The sequence below is a fragment of the Companilactobacillus bobalius genome (assembly GCF_009764355.1).
Genome location: NZ_LNUA01000029.1, coordinates 110,182 through 136,164 on the forward strand (window position 1 = coordinate 110,182; position 25,983 = coordinate 136,164).

At 35.0% G+C, this 25,983-nt stretch carries 21 protein-coding genes; 6 read left to right on the forward strand and 15 right to left on the reverse strand.

Going from position 1 to position 25,983, the window contains the following annotated elements; all coding sequences use genetic code 11:
• Positions 1–260: 260 nt before the first annotated feature.
• The 10 genes from ATN92_RS04305 to ATN92_RS04350 all read right to left on the reverse strand — a co-directional run bounded on the left by ATN92_RS04305 (position 261) and on the right by ATN92_RS04350 (position 12,893).
• Positions 261–2,300, reverse strand: a complete 2,040-nt coding sequence (locus ATN92_RS04305) for a beta-galactosidase (protein WP_234032530.1) — start codon at positions 2,298–2,300, stop codon at positions 261–263.
• 15 nt (positions 2,301–2,315) lie between these two features.
• A complete protein-coding gene (locus ATN92_RS04310) occupies positions 2,316–4,553 on the reverse strand; it encodes an alpha-galactosidase (RefSeq protein ID WP_056954944.1) in 2,238 nt (745 codons plus the stop codon).
• A 34-nt stretch (positions 4,554–4,587) separates the two neighbouring features.
• Positions 4,588–5,031, reverse strand: coding sequence for a DUF3284 domain-containing protein (locus tag ATN92_RS04315; protein WP_056954946.1), 444 nt, complete (start codon positions 5,029–5,031; stop codon positions 4,588–4,590).
• 12 nt (positions 5,032–5,043) lie between these two features.
• Positions 5,044–6,357, reverse strand: coding sequence for a PTS sugar transporter subunit IIC (locus ATN92_RS04320; protein ID WP_056954948.1), 1,314 nt, complete (start codon positions 6,355–6,357; stop codon positions 5,044–5,046).
• A 129-nt stretch (positions 6,358–6,486) separates the two neighbouring features.
• Entirely contained in the window at positions 6,487–7,530 is a 1,044-nt protein-coding gene (locus tag ATN92_RS04325) for a LacI family DNA-binding transcriptional regulator (protein ID WP_056954949.1), read from the reverse strand.
• 163 nt (positions 7,531–7,693) lie between these two features.
• Positions 7,694–8,557 carry a MurR/RpiR family transcriptional regulator gene (locus tag ATN92_RS04330; protein ID WP_056954951.1) on the reverse strand — a complete coding sequence of 288 codons (864 nt, stop codon included), beginning with the start codon at positions 8,555–8,557 and terminating at the stop codon, positions 7,694–7,696.
• 9 nt (positions 8,558–8,566) lie between these two features.
• Complete coding sequence (gene murQ / locus ATN92_RS04335) at positions 8,567–9,457, reverse strand: N-acetylmuramic acid 6-phosphate etherase (RefSeq protein ID WP_056954954.1); 891 nt, start codon at positions 9,455–9,457, stop codon at positions 8,567–8,569.
• 7 nt (positions 9,458–9,464) lie between these two features.
• Positions 9,465–10,529, reverse strand: a complete 1,065-nt coding sequence (locus tag ATN92_RS04340; protein ID WP_056954956.1) for a MupG family TIM beta-alpha barrel fold protein — start codon at positions 10,527–10,529, stop codon at positions 9,465–9,467.
• A gap of 11 nt (positions 10,530–10,540) precedes the next feature.
• Positions 10,541–11,986 (reverse strand): PTS transporter subunit EIIC, encoded by a 1,446-nt coding sequence (locus ATN92_RS04345; RefSeq protein ID WP_056954958.1) that lies wholly within the window; start codon positions 11,984–11,986, stop codon positions 10,541–10,543.
• A 13-nt stretch (positions 11,987–11,999) separates the two neighbouring features.
• Complete coding sequence (locus ATN92_RS04350) at positions 12,000–12,893, reverse strand: alpha/beta hydrolase (RefSeq protein ID WP_056954960.1); 894 nt, start codon at positions 12,891–12,893, stop codon at positions 12,000–12,002.
• A 211-nt stretch (positions 12,894–13,104) separates the two neighbouring features.
• On the opposite strand from ATN92_RS04350, the gene ATN92_RS04355 reads away from it, so the two are divergent.
• From ATN92_RS04355 to ATN92_RS04365, 3 genes are all read left to right on the forward strand, one after another.
• Positions 13,105–14,025 carry an aldo/keto reductase gene (locus ATN92_RS04355; RefSeq protein WP_056954962.1) on the forward strand — a complete coding sequence of 307 codons (921 nt, stop codon included), beginning with the start codon at positions 13,105–13,107 and terminating at the stop codon, positions 14,023–14,025.
• 168 nt (positions 14,026–14,193) lie between these two features.
• The gene (locus ATN92_RS04360; protein WP_056954964.1) at positions 14,194–14,835 is read left to right on the forward strand and encodes an FMN-dependent NADH-azoreductase; all 642 of its coding nucleotides are present in this window, start codon (positions 14,194–14,196) and stop codon (positions 14,833–14,835) included.
• A gap of 119 nt (positions 14,836–14,954) precedes the next feature.
• Entirely contained in the window at positions 14,955–15,812 is an 858-nt protein-coding gene (locus ATN92_RS04365; protein ID WP_056954966.1) for an NFACT RNA binding domain-containing protein, read from the forward strand.
• Positions 15,813–15,844: 32 nt separating this feature from the next.
• Here ATN92_RS04365 and ATN92_RS04370 read toward each other — a convergent pair whose 3' ends face one another.
• From ATN92_RS04370 to ATN92_RS04380, 3 genes are all read right to left on the reverse strand, one after another.
• Entirely contained in the window at positions 15,845–17,515 is a 1,671-nt protein-coding gene (locus ATN92_RS04370; RefSeq protein ID WP_056954968.1) for a glycoside hydrolase family 13 protein, read from the reverse strand.
• A gap of 153 nt (positions 17,516–17,668) precedes the next feature.
• The gene (locus tag ATN92_RS04375; RefSeq protein WP_056954970.1) at positions 17,669–18,430 is read right to left on the reverse strand and encodes a YibE/F family protein; all 762 of its coding nucleotides are present in this window, start codon (positions 18,428–18,430) and stop codon (positions 17,669–17,671) included.
• Positions 18,431–18,432: 2 nt separating this feature from the next.
• On the reverse strand, positions 18,433–19,503 hold the full coding sequence (locus ATN92_RS04380; RefSeq protein ID WP_056954972.1) for a YibE/F family protein: 1,071 nt from the start codon (positions 19,501–19,503) through the stop codon (positions 18,433–18,435).
• Between the two features lie 377 nt (positions 19,504–19,880).
• On the opposite strand from ATN92_RS04380, the gene trpX reads away from it, so the two are divergent.
• From trpX to ATN92_RS04395, 3 genes are read left to right on the forward strand one after another with little or no spacing between them, the layout of a single operon-like run.
• Positions 19,881–20,888, forward strand: a complete 1,008-nt coding sequence (gene trpX, locus ATN92_RS04385; protein ID WP_056954974.1) for a tryptophan ABC transporter substrate-binding protein — start codon at positions 19,881–19,883, stop codon at positions 20,886–20,888.
• Complete coding sequence (locus ATN92_RS04390; RefSeq protein ID WP_056954975.1) at positions 20,885–21,775, forward strand: ABC transporter permease; 891 nt, start codon at positions 20,885–20,887, stop codon at positions 21,773–21,775. Before trpX ends, ATN92_RS04390 begins: the two co-directional genes overlap by 4 nt.
• Positions 21,772–22,521: an ABC transporter ATP-binding protein gene (locus ATN92_RS04395; protein WP_056954977.1), complete on the forward strand. Its 750-nt coding sequence runs from the start codon at positions 21,772–21,774 to the stop codon at positions 22,519–22,521. Before ATN92_RS04390 ends, ATN92_RS04395 begins: the two co-directional genes overlap by 4 nt.
• Before the next feature lie 48 nt (positions 22,522–22,569).
• On the opposite strand, the gene ATN92_RS04400 is transcribed toward ATN92_RS04395, so the two are convergent.
• Complete coding sequence (locus ATN92_RS04400) at positions 22,570–23,709, reverse strand: SLAP domain-containing protein (RefSeq protein WP_056954979.1); 1,140 nt, start codon at positions 23,707–23,709, stop codon at positions 22,570–22,572.
• Between the two features lie 193 nt (positions 23,710–23,902).
• A complete protein-coding gene (locus tag ATN92_RS04405) occupies positions 23,903–25,945 on the reverse strand; it encodes a BglG family transcription antiterminator (RefSeq protein ID WP_056954981.1) in 2,043 nt (680 codons plus the stop codon).
• Positions 25,946–25,983 lie beyond the last annotated feature (38 nt).

The window sequence follows — 25,983 nt, forward strand, 5'->3', positions numbered from 1 at the left end:
TATCGTCTTGGGCTTAGATAGTAGTTCCATTAAATATTTACCCTTTTAAATCTTTAAGAATAATAGTATCTCAACAAAAAAACGTTCATATCAACCTACAAAGGATATGAACGTTTTTTGATTTTAAAATTTATTTTTCTTTTAATTGTTAATTACAAATCATCTGATTATACAGAACTAAGAAGTTTGCAACTTTGTAATTCTACTCAGCAATCTTAACAATAAGGATATAGTCAGTTAATATCAACTCTAACAAAATTTCAGTTCTCTTTAACAACTAAAGTTCCATACTTACCTAAAACAATTCTCTTACCCACAGTCGATCCATCCTCAACATTGATCGATTCACGACTAGTCAAAACCTCCTGTTCCTCTTCAGAAAAGTTCATCAAGAAATGGTATTTCACACCATTTTTCTCTCTAGTCTGGCAGGAAACCTCATAAATTGGTTTAGTGATGAAATCATTAACCAAATGTAACTTATTAATAATTGGTCGATAAAACTCTTTTAAAAAGTCGTCCCCTAACCTAGTTGCTAAATAATAAGTCTTTCCTGATCCTAAATCATTACTTACTACTGCCGGCGTGCCTTGGTAGAAATCATCTTGATACTTGGCCAAAGCTTTTGCAGTCGTAACTTCAATTACCTGATTGTAATCTTTTGTTTCATAAGACCTCTGATTGAACTCAACATGTCCATGTTGTTTGGGATAAAGTGTATCAATTTCTTTAGTATTAATACCAAACAATGTACGTAATTTAGTTGGGAAGCCACCTAAAACCACACGATCATATTCATCCACCATACCTGTGAAGTAGCTAGAAATCAAAGTGCCACCAGCTTTTACAAACTCGGTTAACTTATCTACAGCTTTATCCTTAGCCATGTACAGAATAGGTGCCACAATCAAGTCATATTTAGAGAAGTCATCGTCTCCACTGATTATTTCACAGGCAATATCTTGTCCCCAAAAGATTGAATAGTGCTTCTGCAAAGTTTGGATACCCAATCTAGTTGGACGTCCAAAAGCCCCACCGCGGTTGAAGGCCCAGTTACTTTCCCAATCATAGAAAATACCAACCTTAGGATGTTTAATAGCACCTTTGATTTCAGCAATACTATCCAACTTCTGACCATACTGTGCGACTTCTTGATAAACACGATTCTTGCTAGAACCATCATGTCCTATCACGCCACCATGGAATTTCTCTGAATTACCTTGCGCCTGTCGAATCTGAAAATACAATGTACTATCCGATCCATGGGCAATTTGTTGCAACGAGCTGAGAATGTTCATCCCTGGTTTTTTAGCTTTATTGTATTGTTGTGAATTAATACAGCTTGGCGTCGATTCCATAATTAAAAATGGTTGATGTTTCAATGAATAGAAACAATCATGCGTATAGGCTGATTTCATCGCTGTATCAGCCAGCGTTTCGTAATCGTTATGCCAAGCGGGGTAACTATCCCAACTCACTACATCAACCTTTTTAGCAAAACGACTGTAATCTAAACCAGTAATTGGATAGTAATCCCCTTTGTCCAAACCTTCGGCCATAAAATTAGTTGTAATCGGAATATTTGGCGTAATTTCTTTTAAAGGTTGAGCTTCATTTTCATAGAAATCCATCGTCATATCGGTAACAAAACGTTTCCAATCCAAATCCATCCCATGAACCTTCGTTTCTCCAAGCGGATTAGGTGGTAGTACCTGACTCCAATCGCTATACAAGCCACTCCAAACCTTTAAGTACCAAGCCTGATTTAAATTATCGAGAGTATGATATTTCTTTTGTAACCACTGATGCCAATTATCCTGACACAATTTACAGAAGCACTGACCACCTAGTTCATTAGAAACGTGCCACATAATTAAGGCAGGATGTTTACCATAACGCTTAGCCAATATTGTATTGATCTGACGCGTTTTTTGACGATATATTGGGGACGAGTAACAGTGATTCTGTCTGAATCCGTGCGTATGTCTTCGCCCATATTCATCTACTTGATTAACTTCTGGATATTTTTGACTCATCCACTGAGGACGTCCCCCACTAGGTGTTGCTAAAATAACGTGACCGCCAATTCGATAAATATCATCAAAAATTTTATCCAACCATTCAAAGTTATATTCACCTTCACGTGGTTCTATCGTTGCCCAAGAGAAAGTATCCAACGTTACAGTATTTATCTTGGCTTTTTTCATTAATTCTAAGTCCTGTTTTAAAACTTCAGGCCGATCCAGCCACTGTTCAGGATTATAATCGCCACCATATAAGAATTTATCTGTGGTTTTCACCAACTCACCCTCTCGTTAATCTTTAGCTACTAAGTGATACATCCAGGATTGATAATCACCACTAATTTGAGCTGTTTCTAAATTAGCTCCATTAAATTCGAATGGTTCCAAGAGTCCAATATTTTTTAAAATTCGACCAGAAACCCTAAATTTATCATCAACTACATAGTGTTTGATTTCGTCCAGGAATGGAGCTTTAATATGTCTTACCACTGCTGAATTAGGTTGAGCAACTTTACGATAGAAACCAATAAAAGATTCACTCTTTTGATCATTTGTTACGCCCCATGACACCACATTGCTGGCAGGATTAACTGAAACTAATTGTTGCAATCTTCCGTGCAAAAGCAATTGTCGATTTTGTTTGTAAAATTCGATATTACTCTTAATCTTTTGTTTCTCTTCATCGTCCAGTTTAGTAATATCCAGCTCATAACCTAATGGTCCAAAATCACTAACGTCTTGTCTCAAAGCTAATGGCGTATTACGTTTAACTTGATCATTTGGAACAGCCGAAACGTGATTACTAAAGGAAGACAGTGGATAAGCTAATGTTGTCCCCGTTAAAATATCCAATTTTTCAATAGCATCACTATCGTCACTAGGCCAGATCTGTGGACTATAGAATAGAATACCTAGATCAAACCTTCCACCACCGCCAGAGCAGCCTTCAATTAGAATGTTAGGGAAATCAGTGAGTATTTTTTGATAGAGTGCATAAACTCCCAAGATGTAACGGTGGAAAAATTCACCTTGTGGACGATTAATTTCAGCTAAATATGGTGAATAAGCCTCAGTAATATTACGATTCATATCCCATTTAATGTAGTCCAAATTTGTTTCCGCAATCGTAGGTTTCATCTGTTGATAAACTGCATCAACTACTTTGGGATTAGCAAAGTCGAGTACATATTGACCACGACCAATTCCTACACGTTTATAAGGGTGACGTACTACCCAATCGGGGTGTTCTTTATACATATCCGTGTCAGGTGAAACCATTTCAGGTTCGAACCAAAGTCCAAATTCCAGACCCATATCATGTATTTTCTTGGCAAAGCTCCTCATACCATTAGGGAATTTACGACGATCAACCGCCCAATTTCCCAAAGAGGATCGATCATCATCACGATGACCAAACCAACCATCATCTAGCACAAAGCATTCCATACCTAATTTTTGCCCCTCTTGAGCTAGAGACAATAATTTATCTTCATTAAAGTCAAAGTAAGTAGCTTCCCAATTATTAAAGACGATTGGACGAGAATTTTCTTTCCATTTTCTAGCAATAACATGATCTTCCGCGAAGCCATTTGTCTCTTTAATCAGACCGTTGAATCCTTGATCACTGTAGTAAAAGACTGATTCTGGAGTCGTAAATTCTTCATTCTTAGCCAATTGCCATTCAAAGTACTTCGGATTGATACCTATCGACAATCTAGCTTTATCCCATTCATTAACCTCAACTTGACTGAGAAAGTTACCGGAATAAATCAGATTAGCTGCATAAATATTGCCCTGATTGACATCGGCATTCTTATCAACAAGTGCCACAAAAGGATTTTGTTGATGACTAGATGCTCCTTTGAGTGACTCAACTGAAGTGAGACCTTGTTCAATCGGACGGCGTTTAATGTGACGTTCTTTTAACCAAGCACCCGATAAACTGAGAAAATCATAACCAGCTGTTGGTAAACTTAAAACTCCACTCATCATATTGTGAATTTGGACAGTCGTATCACCCAAATTAATCAATTTCTGACTACGAACAATTGCACTATAGCCAGCAAAAATTGTAAATTTCTCAATCAAACGCAATTCATGCTCTTGATCTTTTAGAGTAATCACTAAAGTTTCAGCGTCATTCTCACCTTGCGCATAACTAGTGGGAAACTTTAAGTCACGTGTCTTCGTTTTTTCAATTGTGTAATTTTCAAAATGAAAATCTAAATACCAAGGTTCATCTGCACGATAAACATCGATAGCACCCTCACGATAATCTGAAGAACCATAAACTGGATACTCGGATTCATGATCAGCTAAGGTAAAATTCTTAATTTCAGGAGAATATTTAACTGTTCCAGCCGATTTACTGTCATGTTTCAATAAGTAATTGAGATCATCTTCTTCAAGGTTACCTAGGCTTTTTCCATAATAAAGATGTCCTAATTGCTTGTTTTCCATAACATTAAATAAGTAACTAACTTTGTCGTTGTGCAAATGAAATATTTTATTTGAGATTACATCAATCATGTGAGAAACGTCCCCTTCTACTCGCGTACTTCCTTTAACCAATAGCTAAATCGTCTAAATATTGCATTCTTTTCTTAACTCCGCGGTTATAAAAGAATTTGTAGAGCATTCCGATAAAGATAAAATTAGTTTGATTACGTGCATTGTTAAAAGTATTTTGTTCTGAATAAATTAAAAATTTTTTACCACGTTTATTAGTTTCAAATTCATAAGTTTGTAAAATTTCACCATCAGGTTGTTTCGTTTCAAACTGAAACAACTTATTCTTCACGATGTCTTTGACAGTCATCGTATTTGTCGTGGTAAATTTCTTCATTTTTGTAGTTAATTGGGCCTGAATCCTTGTGCCCTTTTCTAAGTGTCTAATTCTGGGATCTGTACGTTGAAAATACTTCAATTGTTCATTGACTAAGGTTTGGTACAAATCCGCTTGATCAGCATTATATGAATATTTATATTTCAACGTATCAGTTCTCATAATTATTACTCCTTATTTATCTGAAGTTGCAGCTTCTTGTTGATTGGCTGCTGCTTGTTCTTCTTTCAAGAATTCATTATCCATTGCTTTCAAGAATGGAATCCAAATTAATGTCATAACGACAACATCAACAATTTGTAAAATGGCACCCGCAATTGATCCTGTACCTAACCAACCAGCTAAGAAGATAGGTGTCGTCCAAACAACTGTTGCACCAATTGGTCTTGGAACTAATCCTGCAGCAATAGCAAAGTAAGAAATTGTAGTTGAAACAAGTGGTGCTAAGATCCATGGAACTAATAAAACAGGGTTCAAAACAATAGGTAGACCATAAGTCATAGGTTCTGAAACATTGAAAATAGCTGGAGCAAAGACGGTTCTCATAGTTGTCTTCATACGAACTGATTTAGCCAAGAAGAAAGCAAAGACAAGTGCACAACCTAATTGCATACCTTGGTTAACGAAGACACCCATAAATGTTGTATTAATAATATGTGGAAGATGAGCTGCACCTGCTTTATAAGCATTGTAGTTTTGAATAGCTAAAGCTCCCATAATAGGATCAATAATTGAGTTAACAAGCAAAGTACCATGAACACCGAACCACCAGAATAGTTGTGTAAAGAATACGGCTACTAGGACGGCTGGAAGTGTTCCACCTAATCCCATAAGTGGTTGTTGTAAAATTTCATAAACAAAGTCAACTGCGTTTCCCCACTGTGTGAAAGTGAAGATATAACGAATAATATTAAATAGTAGTAATGGAGCTGCACCAGGAATGATGGCAACAAATGATTCAGCAATCATAGGAGGAACAGAATCAGGCATCTTGATAGTGATATGCGCTGCACTGATAGCACAATAAATCTTTGTAGCGATAATAGCTACGATGATACCAACGAACATACCTTGAGCACCTAAATCATTGATAGCAATGAATGCGCCCATCTTTTTATCAGTACCGATAGGAAGTAACATCAAAAAACTGGAAAGTGAAATAGCACCAGCAAAAATCTTTTGTTGACCATAATGTCCGGCCAATTGATATCCAATACCAAAGACGATAAATAGTGCTGAAACTGACATTGTTGCATTACCAACAGGTCCAAAGAAGTCAGTCAAAAAAGTATTAAACCATTTTGGTAAAAGTCCTCCGAAACCAAACGTTGTAGGTAAGTTTTGCAAAATAACCATGATAGAACCAAACATCGTGGCTGGGAAGGCTAACATAAAGCCATCACGTAAACTTAGAAGATATTTATTGGCACCAATTAGTTCTGAAATTGGTCCCATTTTCTTCTGAAATGCATTTAAAAAGTTTTTCATTTCATGATTCCCCTCTTTACTATTATGTAAACGTTTACAAGAATTACTATAACTGTTTAGTTAACGTTTACACAACCCTAAATAAAAAATATCCATTATTTTTTTTTACAAATAACAGATATCTCTAATTTATTTATTCTTTTTTGTTAAATCACGTATCGAATCTCTTACCTTCAACTCACTAGAACAAACTATTTGTATAGGCATCTTACGGGTACCGATCATCTTCTCACGTGCAACTTTGACGGCAATACGTCCCATCTCTTCGGAATCCATTTTAATACTTGAAAGAGTTGGCGTTAGATAGCGATTCAGCTCTACATCATCAAAACTAACTACTGAAATATCATCGGGAATTTTTAAACCAGCATTACTAATAGCCTTGTAAACACCCATAGCCATCGGATCACTAGCCACTAGAATCGCAGTTGGTAAATCGTCTCCCCGTAAAATTTCACTAGTCATTTGTAAAGCATCTTCAGCTGACCATTGACCAATATTAACGTCTGTATATTTGGTCAAATCATGAAGCTGCATCCACCTACTATAAGCATCAGCTCTAACTTCATGTCTACTATTGATACGACTGCCATCGACATCAACAATACTACTGCGGCCACCAACAAAAGCAATATTACGATGACCCTTTTCGTAAAGTAGATCCAAAACCTTGTAGGTCTTCGCAATAAAATCAGTTTGAATCCGATCATATTTCTCATCACTAATGTAATTATCTACCAATATTAAATTAGGATTCTTCCCCATGATGATATCCATTGCAGTATCAGTCATCTGTCCCACCATAATGATGGCGCCATATTTGGACAGTTGATCCCAATCTTTCCCTTCATCACGCATCCCAAATACCTTTGTAACCTGTAATCGCCTTTCGGCCGCCTCTTCTTCAATTCCACGATGGATGGCTAAGAAATATGGATCTCTCAATTCTGAATCACTATTGTGACGTAAAATCAGCCCTATCGACATATCCGCATTGGCATTTCTGGGACTACGAATATTCTTTTCCTTTGAATAATGCAAACGATTGGCAATATCAATTACACGTTTACGAGTATTTTCGTTAATACTGAAACTTTCATCATTATTAAGAATTCGCGATACACTAGCTGCCGAAACCCCAGCCATTTTTGCAATATCTCTTATACTTGCCATTTGTTTACCTCATATCACCATTTAGTGTTTAGTTATGTTTACTATAGACTAATTGGGGATAATATTCAAAGGTCTAGACAGAAAAAGATCCTAAGTAAAAAATTATATCTTCACTTAGAATCTTTAAGAGGTTTTCCTAATTTTGTCTGCTTATATAGGATTTTTATTTTTTCGGGGAGAAATACTTTTCTACTAAAAGATGGGATTCTTTTAGTTTTTGAATATTGCTTTCATAATCTCGTTGCAAATAGAGATAGTATATCAAATCAACTGCATATAATTGACTTATCAAAGAAGTCGTTGCAGCGGATCTTACTTGATCTCTTGGTACTGTGTTACTTGTTAAAATACTAATATCCGAAATTTTGGCTAATCGACTGTGACTATTAGATGTTAATCCAACTACTTCGACATTATTCTTTTTGGCTAGTTTGGCTATTGTCAAAGTTTCTTGTGTTTCACCAGAATCAGAAATTAGAAATAACACTTGTTTATTCTGTTGTGTTAGTAGATTTGACACTAATAAGTGAGTATCTTCCGTATTAATTACGTTTTTACCAATTCGTGAGAATTTTTGAGTAAAATCTTCAGCTACTAAATGAGATGCCCCCAAACCATAAATCAAGATGACATTTGCTTTTTCAAATGAATCAACGGTTTGATTTAAATATTTGGGGTTCAAACCTCTACTAGTAGTGTCCAAAGTGTGTTGAATCCGAAGAACCAATTTGTCCTTCAATTCATCGACACCATCATCTGGAGATATTTCATCATATAATCCAGTATCAACATCATTCGATGAACGTGCCAATTCAACTTTTAGACCTTTGAATCCATCCAATCCTAAATTTTTAGAAAATCTAACAATAGTAGCTTGGCTAACACCACTTTTTTTAGATAAATCGGCCACACTGAGATTGGGAACTTGTTGAGCATTTTTTAAAATATACTCACCTAAAGTTTTTTCTGCTTTACTCGCATTTTCTATATTTGTTCGAATTGTTAGTAAAATCGTATTATTCGTCATGTTGCTCCCTCACTTAATTGCTTGACGTACAAACCCACCTGCTTCGGATAATTTTTGTTGAGCAGCTTCTTTACCAGTCTTTGTCGCTATCATGACAATTGCATCTTTAACTGAATAATCAGCCTTTTTGAGAGTTGTCAAAGCAAGATCTTCATCAACTCCTGTAACTTCTGTGATGATATTCAATGAACGTTGAACTAACTTCTTATTAGTTGGTTTGACATCCACCATTAAATTACCATAAGTTTTACCAATTCTAACCATTGAAGCTGTTGATAGCATATTCAGAACCATCTTTTGAGCTGTTCCTGATTTCAATCTAGTTGATCCTGACAACACTTCTGGCCCTACTACGACTTCAATTGCTGTCTTCGCATGCTGACTAATAATAGCATCGGCATTACATGATAAAGCAATCGTACTAGCACCTACTTTGGTAGCATAATCCAATGCCCCCACAACATAAGGTGTTCTACCACTAGCAGCAATGCCAACTACTACATCTTTATTACTCAAATTATGATTCTTTAAATCATCAGCACCCTCTTGAACACTATCCTCAGCACCTTCAACAGCAATTGTCATAGCTTTAGCACCACCAGCAATTAATCCTTGAACCATTTCAGGTTCGATACCAAAAGTTGGTACACATTCAGCAGCATCTAGCACACCTAAACGGCCACTAGTTCCTGCACCTGTATAAAACAAGCGTCCTCCAACCTTAAATGCTTCTGCAATTTTATTTGCGGCTGTCGATATTTGAGGTAATTGTTTTTCAACGGCCACAGCTACTTTTTTATCTTCACTATTCATAACAGCAACAATCTTATCGGCACTCATTTCGTCCAAATTCATTGTTGCTGGATTACGACCCTCTGTTGATAATTTTTTTATGTCCATATTAAACTCATTCCTTATTTCTAATATCAACCAGTTGAATTGCTTGATTAGCCTCACAATAATTTAATAATTTAATGTCAGAATCAATTATTCTTCCTATTACGTTCACGGATGCATCAGCTGGAAGTTGGTACTTAATTAATTGCAGTTCACCTTGATAACGTCCTGATAAACTATTATCCAAAGTAATAGAACCAACTTTTCTCAAAGTATTATTATCAGGTACTACCTCTGACTTATTGAGCGGTCTACCTTCTCTAAGTCTAACAACATCTCTAGCCACATCAGCCCTTTGATGAAAAATATTGGTGATATATGCTGGAGCATTATTATCTAGTTGAACTCTCAATTGCAAAATATTATTTACAAAATAATTTCTAAATTGTTCGAATGTTAAATCCTTTAAAGCAGGATCGCCGACATAAATTCGGTCAACATTCATCTTGTTAAAATCTAAAGCAGCATACAAAGGATTTTGGGATCTATGCTCTTCTAGAGTTGGTAGTCCTTTATAAACGGGAGCTCTCAAATTAGCATCCCCTGGAATAAAGGCCATTACTGTGAATCCGTTATCCTTTAACCACTTGTTCTTTTCATAAAACCATTGTTTATCTAACCCTGTATTTTCACGAGGATAATAATTATGCCAAGCTTCCAAATTAGCAAAATTTGCGTTAGCCATTTTCAATTCATCAATATCAGATTGTTCAATAGTGCTTGCATTCAAAGCAATCTTCATACCATTGGAAAGTCTTGCAATACCTGCATTGTCAATCCCATCATCGATTCTTAGCATGGTAACATGCAACCCTTTAAAAACTGATAAATCTCTATCTAAATTTAAATCAAGCCTTTTTAATGAACTTGATGCAATATCAAGAGTCAGTTCCAAATCATTCTCATCGCACAACTCACCCAAAGTCTTTAAGTTCTTCAATAAAACTTTAGGATCATCTTCCGGTAAGTTAATAGAAGTAAAGACACCTTTAAATCCGGCTTCGACAAATCGATTGAACATATCTATATCTTTTTTAGTCAATGAACTGTGTAAGTAAGCTGAAAATCCTAGCATATTATTCTCCTTTATTCTGGATAGATTTCGTTAATTCTATCTTCGTCAACACCGAAGAACCAAGTTACGATAAAGCCTCCAGCGTAAGCTACTAATAGTGCTAACAAATATACCCATTGTTGTCCAGGTTGCATGATCAATAGTCCAAACAAACCTGAAACACCTTGCGATACAGCACCTAAATGGAATAGTGAAGCAACAACTCCACCAAAACCAGCTCCGATACTTGCTGTAATGAAGGCTCTACCAAGCGGTAATGTAACAGCGTACATTAATGGTTCACCGACACCTAAGATAGCAACAGGAATTGAACTCATAACCATTTTCTTGAATCTCTTATTCTTTGACTTGAAGTAAAGTGCAAATCCAGCACCAACTTGACCACCACCGGCCATCATCAAAATTGGTAGTAAGTAGTTAATACCTTTTGTTGGACCTGTAGGATCATTCAATAGAACATGAATTGGTGTTAAAGCTTGATGCAAACCAACAGATACTAAAGCTAAAAATGTTGATGATAGAAGGAATCCACCAAAGACACTCAACTTTGTGTAGATGAAGTCCATAACAAGATAGATAGCTGTTGTTAGCCATGCACCGACTGGTTGTAGGAAGACAACGGCAAGTAATGAACCAATAATAACTGTTAGTAAAGGTGTAAAGAATGTATCCAGAACACTAGGCATAATCTTACGAAGATTCTTTTCCAAGAATGCGAAGAAAATACCCATTAGTAAAGCAGTAATCAAACCACCGACACCAACTGTATATGGTGCATGTGTAAATGGCATTGAAATAGCTTGTGTACTTAATGGTGAACCTGTAATTGTAACGCCTAAGCAAAGAGTACCACCGATACCACCAAGGATGGCACTGCCTTTAAATTCACGAGCAGCATTCATACCAACGAAGATTGGTAGAAAGGTAAATAATCCCCAACCAATTGTCTTAATAGTCATGTACCACCAATCAGTAACAAAAGCTTGTCCAGTTTGATAGTCGATAACATTAGCAAGGCCATTAATTAATCCAGCAGCAATAATACCTGGTAGCAATGGAATAAAGACGTTAGCGATATGTTGCAACCCACGTTGCAAAGGTTTATCGTGCTTAGCCTTATTCTCTTTTTTGTTTTCTTTAGCGATATCCTTTACTTGATCTAGTTGTGAATCAGATGAAGTATCCCCATCGTCACTGTCACTACCTAGAGCAACTCCAGTAAGTTCAGCAAATGGTTCTGCAACCTTGTTGACTTTACCTGGTCCCAAGACAACTTGGAGCGTATCAGCTTGAACAACGGCCAAGACACCATCAATACGTTTCAAAGCATCAACATCAACTTTATCGTTGTCTTTAATGCCTAGTCTTAATCTAGTCATACATGCAACGTTAGCACTGACGTTTTCTTTACCACCGACATTTTTAAGAATTTCTTTAGCTGTATTCTTTGCGTCCATGTTTTTTTACCCCCTATTTGAATTCTTTCATCAACCAGTTATATGATTTTGGAGTAGCTTTAGTCCAATATGTCCAATTGTGGTTATCCCCAGTATCCTTAACATATTTAACTGAATATTTATCTTTCTTCAAAGTCTTAACGAATCTATTAACATTCTTAATTGGAACAGTTGTATCATCTGATGTTGTTTCAACATAGAATTTAACTGGTTTTGTATCTTTATTGATATACTTTGTTGGGAACAAACCGTCATAAACTTTGTCAGACCAATTAGTCTTACCATTAGTAAATGCATGCATGTTCATTCTGATAGGATTATCTTTTGGTAAACTGTACCAAACAGATGGTGAAATCAATAATGCTTTAGAGAAGTACTTAGAATATTTCAATGATAATCTTGCAGCAGCATAACCACCCATCGAAATACCACCAATAGCGTGATCATTTCTTGATGAAGATACTTTATATGTTGAATCAATTTTTGGTACTAAATCTTTCATGATGGCACTTTCCATTTGCATGCCACCTTTTTGGTTAACATAGAAACTGTTAAAACCATCGATAAAGACCACAATTGCCTTTTGATTATTTCTCTTCATAGCTCCATCGAGCATTTGTTGAGAATTAAATCTTTCTAATAAATTTCTATGATTTCCATATAATCCATGCATCATATAAACGACTGGATATTTCTTATTACTACTAGGGTTATATCCACCTGGTAGATAAACGTCGTAATTCCAATCAAGATGCAATTTCTTGGAATACATCGTTGTTGTAGTTACTGTACTAATTGGTGAAACTTTAGTAGCAGCTTGAGCAGTAGAACCGGTAAAAGTAGCTATTCCCAGCATTGCAATTACGCCGGATAAAATAACTAAAAATCTTTTAACACATGATTTCATAATAATTACCCCCAAATATTTTGTTACCGCTTACAGATAAATAATACCTCGTTAAAATAAAATTTCAAGATATTCATCAATATTTTTAAAATTATAAAATAATATTTCATAATACAAAAAGTATATTTTTTGTAAACGTTATCTTTTTTTATTGACTTCTACCTAAGTCCCAACAATAATTGAAGTGATACTTAATATTGGAGGCAATCATATGAAACAACGTTATATTGGTGAAACCAACTGGCAAACATCTGCAGTTGCTCTAGGTATTATGCGTATGAATAGTTTAAGTCCTGAACAAGCTGCTAAGGCTATCGACACCGCTTATGATAGTGGAATTAACTACATTGACTCCGCTGACATCTACGGCGGTGGCGATTCTGAAAAGGTTTTTGGTCAAGCATTGAAACAAAGTAGTGTTAAAAGAGAAGATTTATTTATTCAATCCAAAGGTGGAATCGTACCTGGAAAAAGATATGACTTCTCTAAAAAACATTTAATTGATGCCGTTGATGGCTGTTTGGAACGTTTAGGTGTCGATTATTTAGATTCATTCCTACTTCACAGACCTGATCCATTAATGGAACCAGATGAAGTTGCTGAAGCATTTGACGAATTACAGACATCAGGTAAAGTCCGTCATTTCGGTGTTTCTAACTTTAATCCTGAACAATTTATGTTCTTACAAGAGAATCTTGATCAAAGACTTCTTATCAGTCAATTACAATTCAGTATCATGCATTCTGGAATGATTGATTTTGGTTTACATACTAATATGACAGATACACGTTCAATCAATCATGATGGTGGACTTCTAGAATTCTCCAGACGTATGGGAGTAACTCTCCAAGCTTGGTCACCATTCCAATATGGCACATTTGCCGGAACATTCATTAACAATGACAAGTTCCCTAAATTAAATAAGAAACTACAAGAATTAGCAGATAAATACGGTGTAAGTAAGAATGCTATTGCTGCAGCCTGGATTCTTAGACATCCCGCTGATATTCAAGTTATTATCGGAACAATGAATCCCGAACATATCGCTGACAGTGCTAAAGGTGGAGATATCGATCTTACTAAACAAGAGTGGTATGACATCTACTTCGCCGCTGGTAATGATTTGCCTTAAAATAAAATAACTTTAAGATAAAACAAAAGATCGCCGACTCTCTTATGGGAATTGACGATCTTTTGTTTTATTTACTAAATTTTTCTATATATCTTTGTGTGATTTCATCTTTTGTAACCGCTTAATTATATAATGGTAATAATCAAGAAAGAAAAGAGGTTCCTCTCTATGTCAACAGTATTAGTTATCTACGCACATCCCCAATCAGACAAAGAATCATCTACTAAAGCTCTATACAATCACTTCATTAATGCCTATAAAACCAGTCATCCTAACGATAAAATTATTGAACACAACGTTTCAGAATACATGCCTTTCCCTCTGAATAAAATTGCTATCTCCATTTATAACAAATCGATGGCTCGCCAATCTTTCAATGCCGATGAAGAAAGATTTAAAGAGGCTAGACAAAAATGGATCGACGAATTCGTTCAAGCTGATAAATATGTCTTTGTAAATCCAATGTACAATCTCTTTATTCCTGCAGAAATGAAAAGTTACATCGATATTGTGATGCAAGTTCCTGATACATTCCATTACACTAGTGCAGGTATCCCTGAAGGTAACTTACACAATAAAAAAGCTATTCATATTCAAGCTAACGGTGGTAACTACCATGGTTCAAATGGTGCTCCTGATGCAAGTTCCTTAGATCTTGGTCATCAATACATTGGTACAATTCTTCACATTATGGGTGTTGATGATTATCAAGGTGTCTTTGCTGAAGGTATGGATCACGATCCACAAAACGCTGAAAAGATTCTAAATCAGGCTTTCGAAAAAGCTGAAGAAGCTGGTAAAAACTTCTAGACAAAAAAGACTCCTATCGCCCAATAATTGGGAAATAGAAGCCTTTTTGTTAACATTTAGTTAGTGTTATTATTGATGCATGTCGTTATGACGATTAATAATCAAATCGAGGTTTATCCATGGAAACTGAATCAGACGCCAATGAAGTTATTGAAGCTATGAAATGGCAAATACATCACACAAAGAAGCAAATTGAATCATTACATAAAGCTATTACACGTATCGGTGACGTTGAACAACTAAAAGTAAAAGGTACCCTGCTTAAAACCTATGCCTCACAAATTGATACCAAAAAAGGTTATGTTATTTTACCTGATTACCGAGACCAAAAGGAAATAACCATCTACTTAGATACTAAGAAATCAATTATTGATAACGCTGAAAACTACTTTCATCAATATCATCGTGATCAACGTGGATTGAAAACTATTCAAGATAACTTGAATAATGCTGAGAAAAATCTTCAAAAACAAATGACACGTCAATCTGATTTCGACCTAACAGATCCTCACCAAATCGAACTGGTCAGAGAACAATTAATTGCTGAAGATGCTATAAAAACTAAAATTTTGCATTCATCTAAAGCTCCAGAACCCGCTCATCCACGTCGTTTCTACACAACCGACCACGTTTTAGTTGAAGTTGGTAAAAATAGCGATCAAAATGACCACTTAACATTGACCGCCAATAAAGATTACTATTGGATGCACGTCAGTGAACTGGCTGGTTCTCACGTGGTCGTTCACAGTGCCCACCCCAGCAAACAAACATTATTGGAGGCTGCCAATTTGACTGCTTATTACAGTAAAGGCCGTGGACTAAAACAAGTACCTGTTGACGCTTTAAAAGTTGGACAATTATTCAAACCTGAAGGTGCCAAATCAGGATTAGTTATGTTTAACGGTAAAGCCGACACTTTAACAGTTGATCCTGATAAAGAATTAGCTCAAAAACTATCTGAAAAGAATTCAAAATAAGGAGTTCGATATCGCATAGATATCGGATTTTTTTATTTCAACAGGTAAACTTTACTTTCATATGGTCGTAATCTTGTATTCTTATCATCCACATAATTGCCAATTAGGAGTGCTCCATTCTCTTGTCCATAATCTCTAATTACATCATGGGACGTGAAATTATTAATAACTAGCAATGTTTCATCGTTATAACGGCGACGATATGTAAAGACTTCTTCATCTTCCATATCTATAACCGCATAGTCACCATAAACCACTAGATCACTATTATGACGCAGCTCAATTAATTTTTGATAATAATAAAAAACGGAATTGCTATCTTCTAAATTTTCTTCAACATTGATTTGAGAATAATTTGGATTCACTGCTAGCCATGGTTGTCCCTCTGTAAATCCAGCATTAGTTCCTCTATCCCATTGCATTGGAGTTCTAGCATTGTCACGTGTTCGATAAGCTAAATATTTCAACATTGTTTCCTTATCGACAATTTTTTCAACTTCAACAAGTTCTTTATACGCATTTAAAGACTGTATATCCTCATACTGTGACAATTCAGTGAAGTGTGCATTCGTCATACCGATTTCTTCACCTTCATAAACGTAAGGCGTTCCCTGCAACATATGCAGAGTTGTCCCTAACATTTTGGCTGCTAAGACACGGTACCTTGAATCATCTGTTGCAAATCGAGAAACTGCCCGAGACTGATCATGATTACTCCAATAAAGACTATTCCAACCTTTCCCATCTAAAGCAATTTCCCACTTACTCAAAACCTTTTTTAAATCAACTAAGTCAATCGGTTCATCATTCCAGTGCCCTAAACGTTTGTCAGGATTACCAGAAACATTCATATGGTTAAATTGGAAAACCATATTCAACTTATTTTCGTTTAATCCTGCATATTTAATTGCTTCTTTCGGTGTCGAACCTGGCATCTCACCTACTGTCATCACATCATATTTAGACAAAACTTTATCGTTCATTTCCTCTAAAAATTCATTTAGTCGATGACCATTAGCTACTAAACCTGTTCCACCATACTTGGCTCCTGCTTTCTTATTACCATCAGGTAGACCTTCGGGTTTGGAAATCAAATTGATAACATCCATTCTGAAACCATCAATACCTTTGTCTAACCAAAAACGCATCAAATTCCAAACTTCTTCGCGGACTTTCGGATTCTCCCAGTTTAAATCAGGCTGTTCCTTAGTATAAAGGTGTAAATAGTATTGACCTGTTTTCTCATCAAATTCCCAAGCTGATCCATCAAAACGTGAACCCCAATTATTTGGTTCACGACCATCAACTGGATCGCGCCAAATATAATAATCACGGTAAGGATTATCAATAGATTTTCTACTTTCTTGAAACCATTTATGTTGATCAGAAGTATGATTAACAACTAAATCCATCATTATCTTTAATCCTAATGAGTGCGCTGTCTCAAGCATTTCATCAAAATCGGCCATAGTTCCATAATTAGGCTGAATTGCACAATAATCACTAATATCGTAACCATTATCTTTATCTGGAGACTTATAAACTGGATTCAACCAAATAACATCAGCGCCCAATTTTTTAATATATGGCAAGCGACTAGTGATACCAGGCAAATCACCAATCCCATCATTATTACTATCCTGAAAGCTCTTCGGATAAACTTGATAAACTACTGTCTTTTTCCACCAATCACTGTAAGCCATGAAAAATACTCCTCAATTATCTATTCATTTAGATTATGGATGAATTTTACTAAAACAATTAGCTTTTCAGCAATCAATTACAAACAAAAAAATCATACCAACAAAGGTATGATTTTCCAGCTATAGCAACGTTTTATCATATATGTGTAAAATTTAATTATCGGTTTTCTTTAATTTAACCTTATTAGCCTTGTGATAGACCAAAAAAGATGTAATAGGAACCGTTAAAATCACACCAATTGTACAAATTAACGTAGTCAAAATCTCGGCCACGACCAATTTATCATTCAAAATATCAGTAAATTTATACCCTAACGAATGAATTAGAAAAAATAAAGGAAATGTTGCTGAAAAGAAATTGAACAATAACGTATTCGTCTGCGTGTTAAGAATTTTATTTCCAACTGAAAAACCATCATTAAAAATTTCTGTTGGTGTTAACGTAGGCTTATTTGAAACAATTTCATTCAAACCACTAGTGATAGCAACACTAGTTTCCGAAATGACACCTAAACTATTAATCACGATGATGGCAATTGCTAATTGTGGAAATGAGATTCCAGCCGCCAAAGAGAACGATTCGAGTTCATCTTGATTTTCAGGACCCATTCCTTGGGCACTAGCCCAGTACTCCAAAGGTATCGTAATCAATAAGATGAAAACCATAATCAATAATGAGGTTTGAAAAGCTGTATTGGCGGTATTGCCGTTTTCGACATTCATGTAAATTGCAACAACCAATATCACAATCGCAATAATACCCGTTGTAACTAAAATATTAAATCCATCGGCTATCAAAACTAATAATGCTATTACCGATATGACGTTGATTCCCAATCCAAACAGCAAAGTCAGACCACGAGTACCAGTCACCATCAGTAATAGAACAACGAAAGTTGCAAATAAATATAACATGACTACCTCCTTGTGATCACTTTACTTGAAATAAAACTAGTTACCGGAACAGTTAGAACAATACCAATGGCACTAATTAACAATTGGGCTATCCCCAAACTCAGAGTCATATTTAAGGTGTAACTAACTGAATTGCCATTACTCAAATAGAGTAAAACGACATTTAAATTCTCCGCTATAACGATAAAAAGCAAAATATTGATTAATGGACCAATTAATTCGCGGCCAATATTGATACCGGATTTAAATAGTGTTTTAGCTGAAACATCAACTACTTCCTTTTTCATTTCAATTAATGATGAGGAAATATCCATTGTTTCATCCAAAATAACGCCTAAAACACCAAACAAAACTTGTGATAGAAAAACACCCAAGTAAGGTTGTAATTCAAAATCATCTAATTCCAAATGCATTCCACTGTACCCAGTCATACTCAAAACAAAGACACTCAAAAGAATTGCCGCTGTTGTTGATATGACCGTACTTGAATAAGCCATTAACGCTGAATAGGTTGGTCCTAAAATAACTAATAGAGCCGTTGCAGATATTAGTAACGCCGTTACAACGGTTAGTGGAAGTAAGATACTGTTGTGTGTTCCAATAATTATTTGAAGATAACCAAAGTAAATTACTACATTGATCAAAACACTAATAAATAATTTTCGACGATCAAATTTCATACAGTACAGCAAGAACGTTACTAATCCAAAAGTAAATACTAACGGAGTATCACGTTTTACATTCTTAGCCGTATAGCCTTTACCACTCTTAGTTAAGATTACCTGTTGACCAACACGATACTTGGTATCAGTCAATTGTGAATTGTAATAAGTATTTCTAAACGATATCGTCTGCCCTTTTTTATCAGTATTCAATAGTTTTGCCCTGACCCTTTGGGTATATTCAGTATCGGTATTCTTGTATTCATCTGTTGAAGTCTGCTTACTAGTTATTGCAACATTCTCAACCTTTACAACCGGATCATGATATAAGAAACTATCAAAATAAGTTAATCCGGTTGCCAATAAGACAATCAAACCCACAATAACGAGTAAACGTATATTTTTTTTCATCGGAATCTCCTCGCATTTCTGCTTATGCCTACATTATATGTTTTTTTCAGAAAAAAAATTGTGACTTTTCTATGAATAATTTGTGGTTGACAATTTTAAGGTTATGAAATATATTTGAAACATCAAATTCGTTAGGAGATTTCATTATGAACAAAACATACTCTCTCAACATCGCGAATATTCGTTGGCAAAGCCGATAACTCAGATTGGTCCGATATGGATTCAGTCTGAAAGGATTGTATCCATGTCGGCTTATTAAACTATGATAATTTTAGAGCCCACATGGAATTTTGTAAAAAAAACCATGTGGGTATTTTGTTTTTTTAGGCAATCCCACAAACTCTGGGGTTGCCTTTTTAATTTGGGGGAATTTAACGATGAAACATACGAGAAGACTTTACGCAACACTAGTTGCCTTGGCAGCATTTTTAATCTTTGCATTCTTTTATACCGGACACGCTGATGCCCGTAAGCAGAATGCTATTCCAAAGGTTGGGGTTCTACAATTAATGTCACATCCAGCTTTGGACCAAATCAATAAAGGAATCGATGACACCTTGAAAAAGCACGGTTATATTGACGGCAAGAACGTCAAAATCGAATTTCAAAACGCTCAAGGTGATCAGAGTAATTTAAGAACCATTAGTAAACAATTTGTACAGGATAACGTTGACGTAGCCGTTGGTATTGCGACCCCTTCAGTTCAATCCTTGAAGAATGCTACCAACAAGATTCCGATCGTTATGGGGGCTGTTACTGATCCAGAAGGTGCAGGTATTATTTCTAATAATAAAAAACCAGGTGGCAATATTACTGGTGTATCCGATCAAGCACCACTAAAAGCTCAATTACAATTGATGAAAAAAGTAGTTCCAGATTTGAACACTATCGGTATTATCTATACTTCCAGTGACGCTTCGGCCACTAGTCAAATGAAAAAAATGAAAAAGTTGGCTAAACAAAATGGTATGAAAGTTGAAGTTTCCAGTATCAACTCAGTTAATGATTTACAACAAGTCGCAACTGCCTTAACACAAAAGGTTCAAACTATTTACGTTCCTACTGATAACACTGTTGCCAGCGGTATGAAATTATTGTCATCAATCGCCGCTAAGCAGAACATCGCTGTTTTCCCAGCCGCAACCACAATGGTTAAAGATGGTGGATTAGCTACAGTTGGTTTAAGCCAATATGAATTAGGACAAAAAACTGGTGAGCATGTCGTTAGAATTTTACAAGGTAAAGAAAAAACTGCTACAACTCCAGTTACTTTTATGCAAAAGGGTCATCTAATGTTAAACGAAAAAATGGCCAAGAAATTGAATATCCAATTTCCTGACTCATTAGTTAAAGAAGCTCAAAAGAAAGGACAAATAATCAAATGAATCTAATCGTATCTACTATAAGTCAGGGTTTCATCTGGTCAATAATGGCCATTGGTCTTTTCATCACATTCCGAATTCTCGATTTTCCTGATATGACCGTTGAGGGAAGTTTTCCACTCGGAGCCGTTACAGCTATCAGTTTAATCCAAGAAGGTCACTCAACACTCTTTGCCTTACTAATGGCATTTATCTTCGGATGTTTAGCTGGATTTGCCACTGCCTTTCTTTATGCCAAATTGAATGTTCCTATTCTTTTAGCTGGTATTTTGACAATGACCGCCCTCTATTCCATTAATTTGAGAATATTGGGAAAAGCTAATATGTCTTTAACTAAATCAAGAAATATTTTCACTGAATTTGGATTAAATAAACTACCAACTAACTTCAATGGTATTATCTTGGGAATTATTATTATTGCACTGATTATTTTCTTACTAATCATTTTTCTCAATACTGAAAAAGGTCAAGCCGTTATCGCCACAGGTGACAATGAGACCATGGCCGCTTCACTTGGTATCAACACTACTGTCATGAAATTCATCGGTTTGATGGTTTCTAACGGAATCGTTGCTTTAACTGGTGGCTTGATCGCACAACAAAACGGATTTGCTGACGTTAACATGGGTATTGGCGTTATCGTTATCGGACTTTCAGCCATTATTATTGGTGAAGTCATTTATCCAGATGTTCCATTAAGTATCCGTCTTATTACCATCGTTATTGGTAGTATCGTCTACCGCCTGATTTTGATGATTGTTCTTCAGTTAGGTTTCAATACCAACGATTTGAAGTTAATCTCAGCTATTATTTTGGCATTATGCCTTGCTCTACCAACAATTCGCGAACAGTTCCTAAAGACTATGAGAAACGGGGTTAAAACAAAATGAAACCATTACTAGAAATAAAAGATGCCGTCAAAACTATTTATAACGACGACGAGAATCTAAACATTCTTAACCACATCAATTTAACAATCAACCCTAAAGATTTCTTAGTCGTTTTAGGAACAAATGGTGCTGGTAAATCAACCTTACTTGATGCCATCACTGGTACCAACGAATTAAGCTCTGGAAAAATTTTATTGAATGGTAAGGATATTACCGACGAAAATTTAGCTAAACGCAGTCGTAATATTAGCCGTGTTTATCAAGATCCTAAATCCGGTACTGCTCCCAGAATGACCGTAGCTGAAAACTTATTGTTAGCCAAACGTCGTGGTTTACCTAGAAGATTACATTTACGCCATCTAAAAGAAAATATGAATGAATTTCAAAAATTGATTTCCAACTTACCTACTTTGGATAATCGTCTCAATACTTTCACTGAAAAGCTATCTGGTGGTCAAAGACAGACTTTGAGTTTCTTGATGGCAATCATTCAAAGACCTGAATTACTGCTCTTAGATGAACACACAGCTGCCTTAGATCCTCAAACTAGCAAGGATTTGATGGAATTAACTAATAAAATCATCCTTGAAAAAGAACTAACTTGTATGATGATCACTCACGATTTATCTGACGCTATGAAATACGGTAATCGCTTGATTGTTTTGAAAAAGGGTGAAATAATCCTCGACTTGAATCAAACTGAAAAGGATAAAATTAAAGAGAAAGATTTACTTCAATATTTCTAAAGAAAAAGGGCAATCCATTACGGATTGTCCTTTTTGAGTACTATTTAATTAGATAATTTCACTAACTTTGATCCATTGGTTAGTAGCAACACGATACATCTTTACACCGTTTTGAGTCTTCATCAAATCAGTTGCCCATGGTGTGTTAGGTCCTAATTTAAGATTTACAATAGCTTTACCGTTATCGTCATAGATTTGAGCAAAACCAGTATTCTTAGTTGTTACGGCTCTAACATCAGATTTTTGAGCTGTTGTATCAGCTGATGAACTGTTGTTATCTTTATCGTTTGTTGTAGTTGAACCTTCAACAAGGATGTCTGATAACTTCAACCATTCAGTTGTAGAAACTTGATAATAAGTTACTCCATTAAGAACCATCTTATTATTTGTTTGCCATCTTGAATCCTTGCTCAATGAACGGCTCAATACTTTACCATCTTTGTCATATAAATGAGCTAAAGGAACAGTAACTTTTACAACACCTTTAATAGGAATAATTCCATCGGCAGCACTCTTTGTTACAGTAACAAATTGAGTATTACCCTCGTTTTGTAGAGTTAAATCCTTACTTGTTGTTGTGTAACCTTCTGGCAATTGAGCGTCTGTTAATGAAACTTTGACTCCAGCTTTGTCACCAAAGATTTCGGTTCTACCAACTTCAGTTTCATCGGCTGTCTTGAAGATAACTGTATTAGAAACCTTCTTCGTTACGGGAACGTTATATTCTTTTCCTTCAACTAAATTGATAGTTTGCTCTGTATCGTTATCCCATGTACAGCCTGCAGGTAAGTTAGTCAACTTATAATCATTGCCGTTACCACCGTTAACTGTTTCTGAGTTAACCAATTTACCGTTTTGATCAACGTAATTAACCTTAACTGAGATCATTTTAGTAACTACGACTGACTTGCTGTCTCCATCGTTACCAAAAGTAGCCTTACTGCTGTCAGAACTTGTGTAGCCATCTGGAGCAACAGTGATCTTTTGACCCTTTGTTCCTTGATATGCTTTTGCTGGACTAATGGTATTACCATCAGCGTCAACGAATGTCACGTAATTTGTAACTGTTTGATCTGCTTGTGTTGTTGCTTGAGTAGCAGCGTTAACTGTTACAGGAGTAACGATTGTTCCTAGAACCATGCCAGAAACTAAAATTCCACTAAGTAGTAATGATGTACTCTTCTTCAAAATAACCCCTCCGTATTGTCTAATACTAAACACTTTAAATCTTAGATTAGTCAAACATATGTTTCAAGCTATATTACGTAATTTTATCAAAACGTTTACAATATTTTCTTCAATTATTTAACTGCTATCATATTATTCAAACAATGACTTAAGAAATAAAAACGTCTAGAAAGTGGATACTTTCTTAGACGCTTCAATATTTGTATATATAATTTATGACATCTAGTGAACTGCATTTTTCATCATCTAATATCTTCATAAATTTTTCATCACTGATTAAATTCATTAAATCATTCAATGCATTTAAATGATCAGTTGAATTAATAGCACTTAATGAAAATATATATTTAACTCGTTTATTTTCAGTTAATACAATGGGTTCTTTTACTGATAGAATTCCTATTCCTATTTTATTAGCTCCAAAATGTGGATTCGTATGTGGCAATGCAATATTAGGAGCTATTACAAAATCAATTCCATTATTGATTTGATTTAAAATTTTAGAAATATATGATTTTGTAATAATGTTATTCCTAAGAAATGGCATTAAACTAGCTTCTACAGCATCCCTATAATCAAGATAACTAGTGTGCAACTGGATATAATCTGGCTTAATTACATCTTTTATTGAAAGTTTATGAACATTAAATATCGGCTTGGATCTAAATATATCTTCAGATAAATCTTTTCTAATCTTTTTCAACATATCTGTATTACGAACATTATTGTTTATAACTTTCATTACTGTATCCAACGTAGGAGCAACAAAATTATTGGAAGAGAAATTACTATTAACCTTTTGCACAATTGCATACTTATCATCATCAGTCAAAATTGGATTGATTACAAAACACGGCTTACCCAATGTAAACAAATCGCTTCTATAAAATGTAGAGAATATCATATCAATTTCATCCAAATGATTCTTTAGCTCCGAATAAGGAAATGGCATCATAAATTTAATATTCGGAAAGATATTAGTCAATTGCAAATAGGCTAACGCAGAACTTCCGATACCATTCGGACAAACAATAGCTGCTGATAGATAATTTCTTTTATTCTGATTGGAATCATATATAAAACCAATCAAATGGATTGTTAAATAAGCAATTTCTTCATTAGGAACCTTACCTAGTTCATTTTCAAATTTAGCTATGGTTTGCGACAACAATTCAAAAATTTCACTATATTCCTTCATAACTTGCCTTGTTAAAGGGTTAGTAATGGGAAATTTAAATTGGAGTCTAAAGTACATTGATCTAAAATGTGTAAAAATTTGTCCGATAACTTTTTTATTATCCGTAAAATCTATTCCTGATATATCAGAAAATTTATCAACAATTTTTTCAGTAATATTATAAATATAATTATCAATATCAAAATTTTTCTCTCCACCAATACTCAAACAAAGTACGGTTGTAGCTATGTACTCAGCCGCATTTTTATTTTCAATTCCTAAAGAATCTAGTAACTCTTCAGAGAATCTATATTCATTAGTTTCACAGATATTGAATTTTTTTACATTAGTTGGAACATAGTTAGGCTTTATATACAATCGATCAATAATAATTGTCAGTATGTAGCAAAATTCCCTTAATCTGTTCTCCACAAATTTAATTTGATAATGTTCTTTTAAGTTTGATACTAATTCAAAAATTTCATTTAGACCATAACGGCAGTTAGAGTCTATAAAGTTATTTAAGAGTTCAGCGCGGTTCTCCATTAATTCACTAGAAACGTTCTTAATTAAACACATTCTAATTGCATCTTCGCGTCCATTTATTTTATAACCTGTTTTTCGATCATAACTTATTTTTAATTGCTGAGAGAACAAATCCAGTTCCAATTGTTTTAAGTCTTTTGAAACCGTTGACTGACTAACTCGTAACAATTCTTGTAAATGTACTAATGATAAATACTTATTGCTCGTTGAAAGTAACAATGTTAAGAATAGTCTTCTCTCATCATTGCTTAATACATACCTTTTTAAAGACATTAAATTCTCGGACACACGAATATTCAATAAATAATCATAAGTCTCACTAGGAATAGTGATATATACTCCGTCGGCATCAATTTCTTTTTTTCCTTTTTCATCTAAGTATTGGTTCAATTTATCAATGGAATACTCTATCTGCCTATCTGATAATGAAAATTTTTTTGTTAATTCATCCTTTGTTAACACGGGATTTTGAATCAACTTATCAATGATCAACAATTGTTTTTTATCTAGCACGTATAATCACCTTCCATTATCTAGCAATAAAACCAAAA